The following is a 10,164-nucleotide window of genomic DNA, read 5'->3' on the forward strand; positions in this document are numbered from 1 at the left end:
TTTTCACGAGAAAGATCCCAGGCCGGGCGGACCGTTTTCGCAATTCCTCGTAAAGGTGTGTCAATGAGTAGTACGCAAAGCTCCAATGACCTCGAACAGGGGCTCAAACCGCGTCACGTCACCATGCTGTCGATTGCCGGTGTAATCGGCGCCGGTTTGTTTGTCGGCTCCGGCCACGCGATTGCTGCCGCCGGCCCGGCCGTACTGCTGGCCTATGCCGCGGCGGGTACGCTGGTGGTATTGGTGATGCGCATGCTCGCCGAAATGGCCGTGGCGTCACCGGACACCGGTTCGTTCTCGACTTACGCCGATCGCGCAATCGGTCACTGGGCCGGGTTTACCATCGGCTGGTTGTACTGGTGGTTCTGGGTGCTGGTGATTCCTTTGGAAGCCAACGCTGCCGCGACCATCCTGCACGCCTGGTTCCCGGATGTAGCCATCTGGGCCTTTACCCTCATCATCACCTTGCTGCTGACGGCGACCAACCTGTTCAGCGTGAAGAACTACGGTGAATTCGAGTTCTGGTTTGCGTTGATCAAGGTCGTGGCGATCGTGGGCTTTGTGATCCTTGGCCTGGCCGCGATTTTCGGTTTCCTGCCGACCAGCCAGGTCAGCGGTGTTTCCCATCTGTTCGACACCCAGGGCTTTATGCCAAACGGCATGGGCGCAGTACTGGCCGCGATCCTGACCACCATGTTCTCGTTCATGGGCACCGAGATCGTCACCATCGCCGCCGCTGAATCGAAGAACCCAGGCCAGCAAATCACCAAGGCCACCAACTCGGTGATCTGGCGGATTGGCTTGTTCTACCTGCTGTCGATCTTTATCGTCGTGTCCCCTGTGTGCCTTGGAACGATCCGACCCTGGCGGCCGTAGGTTCCTACCAGACCGTGCTGGAACGCATGGGCATCCCGAATGCCAAGCTGATCGTCGACCTGGTGGTACTGGTTGCCGTGACCAGTTGCTTGAACTCGGCGCTGTATACCGCTTCGCGCATGCTGTTCTCCCTGGGCCGTCGCGGTGATGCACCGGCCGTGGCCAAGCGCACCAACAAGAGCGGCACGCCTTATTGGGCGGTGTTGCTGTCCACCGGCGCTGCGTTCCTGGCGGTATTCGCCAACTACGTGGCGCCTGCGGCGGTGTTCGAGTTCCTGCTGGCCAGTTCCGGCGCCATCGCGTTGCTGGTGTACCTGGTGATCGCGGTATCGCAACTGCGCATGCGCCAGAAGCGCACGGCGGCGGGCGAGAAGATTGTCTTCAAGATGTGGTTGTTCCCAGGCCTGACCTACGCGGTGATGGTGTTCATCGTGGGTACGCTGACCATCATGCTGTTCCAGGAAGCGCACCGGGTCGAGATCATTGCGACCGGCGTGCTGAGCGTGCTGGTGGTGGCGGCGGGGCTGATCGTGGCGAGCCGCCGCAAGGCCCAGAGGGTAGGTGCTGCGGCACTTAACTAGGCCGTACCGATTACCGTAGGAGCTGGCTTGCCGGCGATGGGGCCCTTGAGGACGCCATCGCCGGCAAGCCGGCTCCTACAGGTTCAAGGTTGTGACAATTCTTTTGAGGCCGCGACGTAATCCGCCTGGAACTGCGGCGACTCGATCCACGCCAGCGCGGCGGCTTCATCGTCGGTGTCCGTGGCCCACTGCCGATACTCGATCAGTGCCGCGAGAATGAAGTCGGTGGCTTCCTCTTCACCTTCCTGCTCCAGCACCAGGGCCAGCAACGGATGGGCCAGGAATGCAGCGCAGAGTGCCTGCTGGCTGGTCTCGCCAGCGGCGCGCATCTCGACGAACAGCTCGGTCAAATCCACTGACTCAAGGTCAATGCGACTGTCATCGCCGGCAAACGCATCCGGCTTGGTCGCGACGGCGCGTTGGGTACGGTTTTGCTTGGCCTTGGCCTTTGCCCGGTGGGCGCGTTTTTGCTGCTTGTTCGGCGAGGCCATGGGCTCAACGTCCTAAGGATCTGGGTGGGGTATTGAAGCGCAGGTTGGGGGAAATCCCAAGTGTATCCGCAGTTGATTGGTCGTTTTGAAGCCACGCCAATGCAATCGGCCACAGCCGGTCCTGATACTCGCTGCGAAAAAATGCGAAATGTCCGACTTCCTTTTCGCCTATGTCTTCAGGCGCGATGCGCAGATGAGTGCACTCACTGCTGTCGAAGTAACCCAATAGCCGTTCGATGGCAGCTACCGTCCCGAACGGATCATCAGTGATGCTGATGGCCAGTATCTGTGCCTTCACGCGGCTGAATGGCAGTTCGCCCAAGTCGCGCCCACTGGGACGCGTCTCATACCTGGGCGTCGGCGTGCTCCAGTCCCGCACCACACCCGCGGGCGTGTCTTCCAGCCAGCCCAGGCGCTTGCCGGGGAAGTGCCCGCACAGTGCCGTCACCAGCGGCATCACCACATGCCACTTGGCGAACATCCGCCAGCGCACGCTCGCCGCGTAATCGCGCCAGTACGCAAACTGCGCGCCCACTGTCACCATCCGCCGGATCACCGCCCCCGACGCCCCGAGCCCGGCCGCGCAGCCACCGAAACTGTGGCCGACGACATCAATCGGCTGCCCTGGAAACTCCCGCTGTGCTCGCTGCAACATCGCCTCGAAATCCAGTACGCCCCAATCCGACCACGAGGCTTTGAAGCCGCGCAACGAGCCATTGCGGGATTCGCCGATGCCACGGTAGTCGTAGGTGATGACATCGAAGCCGTTGGCGAACAGGTAATCGGCGAAGCGGGAGTAGTGGCGGCAGCGCACGGAGGTGGCGGCGTTGATGATGACGACCGGGCGTTCAAGGTCGGTGCGCGGGTGGCGCCAGGTGAAGCCGCCCAGGACGTAGCCGTCGGCGGCCGGCTCGTGGAAAGCTTCCAGGGTGGGGCGGGTTGGAAGGTTCATAGGGCTACTGGGTCCTTGCGCCTCAGGTGAGGGCATGCAGGCCCACGCGCTTTTTATAAGACGTCGAACTTAACAAATTTCGCGCATCGTGATCGCGCAGATTGTCAGGGTGCTCGACCTTGCCACCCTGGATGCTTAGGCTGTCGACCTGATGATCCATCTGAGCCAGCCTTATGACTCGCGACGCCCTCGAACACAACCAGATCCCGGTCTATTTCGCCGCCGTTCTGCTGGCCGCTGTCTTTGGCCTGCTCGCGCCCTCTCTGGCCCACGGTCTCAGCGCACTGGTCACGCCCGCTATCGCGGTGTTGATGTACGCGATGTTCCTGCAGATCCCCTTCCTGGACCTGCGCCAAGGCTGGGGCAACAGGCGCTTCCTGTCGGCATTGCTACTGGCCAATTTCATCCTCGTTCCCCTGCTGGTGTGGGCATTGACCCAAAGCCTGGTGGGACGCCCGGCGTTGTGGGTGGGGGCGTTGCTGGTGTTGCTGACGCCGTGTATCGACTACGTGGTGGTGTTCACCCACATCGGCAAGGGCGATTCGCGGTTGATGCTCGCGGCTACGCCAGTGCTGCTGTTGCTGCAGTTGGCGCTGTTGCCGATCTATCTGAGTCTGATGCTCGGTGCGCAATCCGAGGGGGTGGTCGAGGCGCGGCCGTTTATCGAGGCGTTCCTCTTGTTGATCGTGGTGCCGGTGATTCTGGCGGTGCTCACGACTTCGCTGGCGCGGCGGTCATCGATTGTCAGTGCCTGGAACAGCGCCTGGGCATGGCTGCCGGTACCGGCGATGGCGCTGGTGTTGTTTGTAGTGATCGGCTCGCAGATCACGTCGGTGGTCCGGGATATGAACCTGCTGCTGCCGGTGGTCCCGGTGTATGTCGGCTTCCTCTTGCTGGCGCCGCTGATGGGGGCGCTGGCGTCGCGGCTGTTTGCGCTGCCTGCGGTAACGGCACGGGCAGTGACGTTCAGTGCGTCGACGCGCAACTCGCTGGTGGTGCTGCCCTTGGCGCTGGCCCTGCCCGAGGACGTACGTGGCTTGGCCGCGACGGCAGTGATCCTGCAAACCCTGGTCGAGCTCGTTGGCGAGTTGATCTACGTCCGGTTGATCCCGAAGTGGGTGTGGCCCGCAGGTCGGTAAAAGCGGCAATGTTCAGGTCTGTTCAGGCGCTATTCAGCAGGGCGGTCTGCACCATAAGTCGGCGCCCCTTACCTGACAGGTCAACCGATGGACCACCGCAACCGCTTTCGCCTGGAATCACTGGGCATTTTCCTGTTCGCTCTTTTGCTGTTCACCTTGGGTATCTGGGATCAGCAGCCCCAGGGCTTTGACGGGCGCTGGGCGCTGTTCCTGCAAGAAATGTATCGCCATGGCGCGAGCCTTTTTCCGACCACCTATGGCCAGCCCTACGCGGATTACCCCGGCACCGCGACCTTCTTCAGCTTTGTGTTTGCCCGACTGTTTGGCGCGCCCAACCACTTGGCGAATGTGCTGCCCACCGCCCTGGCGTCCGCTGGGGTGGTTGCCGTGATCTATCGCTTGCTGGTCCCGATGAATCGCCAGTGGGCACTGCTCACGGTGTTGCTGACGTTGCTTACCACCCAGTTGCTCGAAAAATCCCGCTCGGTGTGCCTGGATCAGATGGTGGCGTTGCTCTGCGTCGGCAGTTTCTACCTGCTGCACAGCGGTGGACGCTGGAGACAGCTTGCGGTGTTCCCGTTGTTCATCCTGGGCTTTGCGATACGCGGGCCATTGGGATTGATCGAGGTCTGCGGTGTGGTGTGCGTTTACTGGGCGCTGGGCAAGCCTGGGGAGCGTGTGAGGCCGGTGCTGATTCACGGCAACATCGGCCTGGTGCTGCTGGCCGCATGTTGGTGGCTGTTGATGACGTTGGCGCGCATCAGCGGGGGGGACGCATTTGCCGACGAGGTGTTCAAGATGCAGGTGGGCGGACGCCTCGATGAAATCGGCGAGCCGTTCTATTTCTACTTTCAACTGAGCCTGTACCGCTACTTCCCGGTGGTGCCATTGGCGCTGGCCACAATGATTGCACTGCGTCACCGCTGGCCTGAGCGGTTCGCGGGCCAGATGCAGTTAGTGGTGCGGCTCGGTGCCTGCGGCTTGATGATCCTGCTCGGGCTGTCGGTACCGCACTTCAAGCGTGCTTACTACATTCTGCCAATGGTGCCGATGTTTGCCGCTGTCGCCGCCTATGGGTTGCTCCAGGCACAAGGATGGCTCGCTGGCGTGCGCCGATGCTACGAATGGCTTGTCGCAGCGCTGCCGGCGTTGTGCGTGGTTGTAGTGTTTGTCTGCCGGCATGCGTGGCAGAAGCACGGTTACTGGCCGAATGTTTCGTTGCCGCTGTTGCTTGGGGTGTTGGTGGTTTTGCAGCTGACAGCATGGGTTGCATGGCGTCGGGTTGGCCGCTTGGTGTGGCTCAGCCTGATCGCATTGGCGGCGCAATGGCTGCTGTTGGTGACCGTCGTGGAGCCGGCCAAGGACTTGCAATTCGATACCCGGCAGTTTGTCAGCCGGGTAGAAACCCTCCGCGCGTCAGCGCCTGGGCCCTTGGTGTTTGTCGACCTTGGGCGAGACACCTGGGCGGTGCGCTACATGATGAACCTGGATCACGACGAGCAGCCGGTGTTTATCGCTCGTGATGAGCTTGAGCGGCTAAAAAGTTTGCCTCGGCCGGCCTGGGTGATCGTGGCGCGCAAGGACGCCGCGCTGCTGCACGGAGCGGCGCTGGAACATCTGGCTCCAGGTTTTGAAGGGCGCTTGAATGACAATCCGCTGATGGTGTTTTTGCTGAACTGACTCGGCAACTCGCTGTATGTCCAGCCAGAGTGAGTGGCCGGGTCGAGAGATGCGGCTTTCAGATCTCCGATCAGGAGTGCCAGGGAGGGTGCTCGGAGATAAAAGTCCCAGGCAACAAAAAACCCGCACTAGGCGGGTTTCTTGATTGCTTTCACGTGATGTTGACACCACCTGAAAGCTGAAGGTGGTGCCAGAGACGGAATCGAATGCATGTCTGTACGCACCGGTTTTTATGGTTTTCTATGATTTATATTTTTTGATCTACTCACAAATCTACTCCCTTTTTGAAATGCTGCTCCTGCAAGAGGCAGAGGTAGATCAAGTGGAAGTCGCTCGATTTGGTCAGCTGGACGCGCCGATGAAAGGTTGTCTCATGTTGCCGTGTGAGGGCTTGAAAAATGTTGAGCCAGAGACCTGGCGCAATCGAGCATCTAAGGGCGAATGAACTGCAGAACTGGGTTCAGATACTGGACGAGGCAATCGTGTGCATGATCCTTGCTTCTGCCCTCACCAAACGACATTCTCATAACTGTGTCGAATTTTTTCGGATCAGTTACCTGCATTGCGGAAATAATCTTTCCGCTGATTTCGTCAAATCCTTTCATGTGGATTGCTTTGAGAAGGATCGACTCCACGCAGTCGACTTTCTGATGAAGTAAGCGTTTTACTCTCTCAGACTGAGACGAGGCGATTCCCACCAGGGCTCTTTTATCGCCAGTGGTGAAATGAAAGGGGGAGCCAGATTGATTGAGGTCGTGCGCGTGCATCAGAAGCGAGAGTTCTCCCGCATCTATGCCCTCGACGTCCATGAGCTCCTCCAAGAAGTCAATATCCTCGCCGGCAGCACCAAGCTCCCGACAGCCATCAATCAGTCCTGCAAGCCGATCATAGGCGGCAGCGCTTCCCAAGCGTCTTTCAATGCATTTATCTGGATTCGAAAGGTAGAGTGAATGTTTTGCGGTATCCAGAACATAGCAATCTGCTAAGGAGCATTGAAATACATCGAGCGCAGTCTCTACGAGATCGCATTGAGAAAGTTTTATAAGAATGTCGTTGTCAGTCAACAGGATCATTTATGCGATCAAGTTCCGCAGTAAATGCTCGCTATCCTCTGCCAGTCCGCCGTCCAGAGCTTTGAAAACCCTAGCCGTAATCAACTGTTGATCAGTAGTGTTCCCAGGGATCAGATTGGCAGCAGCAACGCAGAGAGGAAAAAGCTTTTTATTGTTATGGGCGCAATTGAGAACTACATGAGTAGGATCAATTTTGTGTTCTTTGCCATACGTTACTGCCAACTGTGCCAGCACCGGTGCCCTGACCAATTGCTGAAGCTTGAGATTGCCGTGAGCATTGCCTGTAAGCAGTTCGATAGCGAATCGATCAGCCGCAGTTTCATCGGCATCTTTTGAGTCATCTTCGACTTTCTTAATTTCATCATCGACGATTGCACCATTCGCGCCGACGTGGCCCAGTGCGATGTGGCCAAGCTCATGCGCGAGATGAAACAACAAAAATCCGCTGCTTCTGTTGTTTGACAGAACAATCGATGGCCTGCCATTTATTGCCATGGCAATGCCATCCATCTTTTTACCCAGCAATGGAGTAGCAAGATGAATGACGGGTATTCCGCAGCTCCAGCAATAATCAACAAGTTCGGATAACCCAACCCAATTGCTTCCTGCTGAAAGTAAATGAGCTCGGAGCGCAGAGGCGTCCGGTGGAGGAGGAGTGAACTCAGAGTTATGTGCTGCAATAGCGATCTTGGAAGCACTACGAGCTAGCGCAACCGCGAGGTCTACCTGAGCCTCTGATGTTTTTGCAGAAAGCTTGAACCGTTTTTCGGAAGGCAAGTCGAACTCAACCCTTGGGGGGGTTTCGCTGAATGCGCGCATGCGAAGGCTCAAAGCTTTAGCCAAGTAAATTTTGGCTTGCTGAGCACCTGACGGGGTGGCTTCGATCTCATCCGTCCACCATTCAGGCAGAAGATGAGACAGCTTCCGTTTGGGAAGCCCCTGTCTACCCAGGGCGGAATATAGGCTTTGGACGGTAGTCATAATTTCCCCTCCCTAGATTGGTGCGGCCGCGATATCGAGCTGCCTTGCTCACGCGGCCTACAGCGAGCGCTGCTTGATTACACCCGTTAGACATCAACTGAGGGTGTAAAAGTCACGAAATGGTAGGGTTTTTCTGCGCTTTACGCAAGTTATCCACAGGCTGGGGGGGTGGCTCAGATCGGCAGATACTCATGCGATCCAAGCGGTGATGACAGTTAAGCAATGAGTCTAGACCGCGCCGAGCATACCCGGCCTCTTGCCCCGTCTATGCTCGCAGTGTCTCATTGGTAAGGTATGTCAGTCTGTTGCTGCGCAGGAATGTTCCGAGCGCTAGGCTTGCAAGCCCTGGCCCAAAGTGACCGTGACTGTCAGCTAAGTCACGTCTTGGCCAATGAACATCAGTGCATATCCCGCGTTTCTAGCGCGCCGTGCAGGCTTATGGCAACGGCCGCTGCGCTGTTCGACCCCGCTGGGAAGTTCCTCCACTGCGGCGCCAGGCGGAGCTGGTTTTGATTAAGGTGATCGAATCGGCTGGCGATGAGTTTGGTGTCCGTCATGGTAGCTCTCCGTTTTTGGAGAAAGCATGGCACTGAGGCGTGAATAACTGTCTGGGGCCTGTCAGGGGCATGAGACGGAAAAGCCAAGGCCGTTGAAGGCTCGCGCATGGAAAAAGTCTCAGGCGCCCGCCCTGCCAGTGTTCCATCTCATGCCCGTCTCGCTTTCCGTCAACGTGTGGTCAAAGTGGGGAGCAAACAAACAATCGTAGCCAATAGCCGAGCGGTCACACGCCGCGAGGATAGAAGTTGACCAAGAGCCGGTAATCAGGAAAAAGCGCGGCATAAAACTCATCCGTTAGTACGAGCTTTGCAATCACCTCTGTCGCATCCGTGTAACCAGCTTTTTTAAGGGCAGGCATTATTTCGTCGGTTATTTCAACTAGCCGACGCTCCAAGCATTCAAGACGATCATGCTCGACGTCCATTTGGATAACTGAGAATAAGTTGTGGCCCGACGCAACCGTGCCGCCTCCTATCGGGCCATATGTGGTCTCATCCTTGGTAAGAAAAAAGGTATTTGTGTGGACTTTCCTCAGCGCCGCTCGCTCCTCATCGGTGAGCGTTGACCCCTTTACGCCATGCATCACCCAACGAGCAACTGACTCGGGCCAGTTGCGATGAACGGTTTCCACGATGCCGCCGTTAGTCCAGGACGAATGATCGTAAACATCTATCGCATAAAAATATTCGTCAGTGATCCTAGCGAAAAGCAGAGGGCCCGCTCTTTCAACGAAGCCATTTTCGATCCGAGTTCCAAGATGTAGGTGATACACCCCCCAGTCGTTCAACATCAGGTCTGTTTTTTTCGTTTTTTCGATGAGCTTGCTCAAGTGTGGGATTAGATCTAGCCCATCTTTCACTTTTTGCTGAATTAGCTCCCAGCCCGCTTGATGTTCAGCGGGGCAATGAAAGGTATCCGATATTAGTAGCGTCCTAGGCCTGGAGGATATGCGCCTTTGCGCTGCGTTGAAGTAATGAACGGGGATGTCTGTTGTGAGTCCTTTCGTCTCCATACCCCAATCATTGCTCATGATTTCTATGAGTGTGTCGTGCCAGTCTGCTTTGAAGTCCATGATAAATTTCATCGAGGCGCCCTCTGGTTTGTGTAATTCGGCTTCAATCACGAACGTTTTTTCCCTCTCACGAGGTCGAGCACTCTCTGGAATTCTTCTTTCGATTTCGCATGAGGATCTGGCGCTCCTGCAGTGTTTGATTTACTGGAGGTGACCTGTGGCCTCTTCAGCGCCGCATGCGGCTTAGACGGCAATGCATTTTGAGATGGCGCGCGCTTATCAATCGAGTGAGCAGCAATGTATGCGTTTGCCCATGCGTCCAGCTCTAGTCGGTCAAACCCTACGCCCTGTTTGCCGATGGGGAACTCGCGGACGTGTGGCCTCACGGTTTCATTGAACACGGCTCGACACATGCCCAGATATTTCGGAGCCTCATGGGCTCGGAGGATTCGAGGTAGTAGTGACTGCATAACCATTGTCGCTCCTTGTTCATTTGACTGAGGGGGATCGCATTGGATGGCGTCAGTTACAGCGCTGCCAGCTTGGCAGACCGACCGATAAGCACTTGTCGCCGATTCCTTTATTACGACTGCGCTTGCGAAGGGCCAGGAGTAGAGCAGGAGGCATGAGGGGCCGGAAAAATATCCGACCCACCTCGGAAAAATATCCGATCAGGGTCGGAAAACTTTCCGGTCTGGATCGAAAGTAATCCGTAAGGTCATACCAGTTTGTGAATGATCTTGCCCGTGCCTTGAGTTGCCTGTTTCCGGCGAGCCGGTTTCTTACCTGGGCTCCTTGCAAGCTCGACAAACGGCGGCCAA

The 10,164-nt window shown here is 57.2% G+C and carries 9 protein-coding genes and 1 pseudogene; 3 read left to right on the forward strand and 7 right to left on the reverse strand.

Translation table 11 applies throughout. From position 1 onward, the window contains the following. Positions 1-63: 63 nt before the first annotated feature. Positions 64-1,457 (forward strand): annotated as a pseudogene (gene gabP, locus BM70_RS31660) (GABA permease). 83 nt (positions 1,458-1,540) lie between these two features. On the opposite strand, the gene BM70_RS0128630 reads toward gabP, so the two are convergent. From BM70_RS0128630 to BM70_RS33245, 3 genes are read right to left on the reverse strand one after another with little or no spacing between them, the layout of a single operon-like run. Continuing rightward, positions 1,541-1,948: a hypothetical protein gene (locus BM70_RS0128630; protein WP_025859204.1), complete on the reverse strand. Its 408-nt coding sequence runs from the start codon at positions 1,946-1,948 to the stop codon at positions 1,541-1,543. 4 nt (positions 1,949-1,952) lie between these two features. Further along, the gene (locus BM70_RS0128635; RefSeq protein WP_025859205.1) at positions 1,953-2,900 is read right to left on the reverse strand and encodes an alpha/beta fold hydrolase; all 948 of its coding nucleotides are present in this window, start codon (positions 2,898-2,900) and stop codon (positions 1,953-1,955) included. Between the two features lie 22 nt (positions 2,901-2,922). After that, the gene (locus tag BM70_RS33245) at positions 2,923-3,060 is read right to left on the reverse strand and encodes a hypothetical protein (protein WP_155952215.1); all 138 of its coding nucleotides are present in this window, start codon (positions 3,058-3,060) and stop codon (positions 2,923-2,925) included. A gap of 13 nt (positions 3,061-3,073) precedes the next feature. Between BM70_RS33245 and BM70_RS0128640 the strand changes: the two genes are divergently transcribed. Both BM70_RS0128640 and BM70_RS0128645 read left to right on the forward strand, forming a co-directional pair. Continuing rightward, entirely contained in the window at positions 3,074-4,039 is a 966-nt protein-coding gene (locus BM70_RS0128640; RefSeq protein WP_025859206.1) for an arsenic resistance protein, read from the forward strand. Between the two features lie 87 nt (positions 4,040-4,126). Next, entirely contained in the window at positions 4,127-5,719 is a 1,593-nt protein-coding gene (locus tag BM70_RS0128645; protein WP_025859207.1) for a membrane protein, read from the forward strand. Between the two features lie 431 nt (positions 5,720-6,150). Here BM70_RS0128645 and BM70_RS0128655 read toward each other — a convergent pair whose 3' ends face one another. The 4 genes from BM70_RS0128655 to BM70_RS31670 all read right to left on the reverse strand — a co-directional run bounded on the left by BM70_RS0128655 (position 6,151) and on the right by BM70_RS31670 (position 9,454). Then, complete coding sequence (locus tag BM70_RS0128655; RefSeq protein ID WP_025859209.1) at positions 6,151-6,792, reverse strand: hypothetical protein; 642 nt, start codon at positions 6,790-6,792, stop codon at positions 6,151-6,153. Beyond that, positions 6,793-7,773 (reverse strand): ImmA/IrrE family metallo-endopeptidase, encoded by a 981-nt coding sequence (locus tag BM70_RS32820; RefSeq protein ID WP_081782150.1) that lies wholly within the window; start codon positions 7,771-7,773, stop codon positions 6,793-6,795. A 398-nt stretch (positions 7,774-8,171) separates the two neighbouring features. Continuing rightward, entirely contained in the window at positions 8,172-8,330 is a 159-nt protein-coding gene (locus BM70_RS33250) for a hypothetical protein (protein ID WP_155952216.1), read from the reverse strand. Positions 8,331-8,554: 224 nt separating this feature from the next. Then, positions 8,555-9,454 carry a hypothetical protein gene (locus BM70_RS31670; protein WP_081782151.1) on the reverse strand — a complete coding sequence of 300 codons (900 nt, stop codon included), beginning with the start codon at positions 9,452-9,454 and terminating at the stop codon, positions 8,555-8,557. Positions 9,455-10,164: the final 710 nt, after the last annotated feature.

The organism is Pseudomonas sp. CHM02, assembly GCF_000612585.1.
GTDB lineage: Bacteria > Pseudomonadota > Gammaproteobacteria > Pseudomonadales > Pseudomonadaceae > Aquipseudomonas.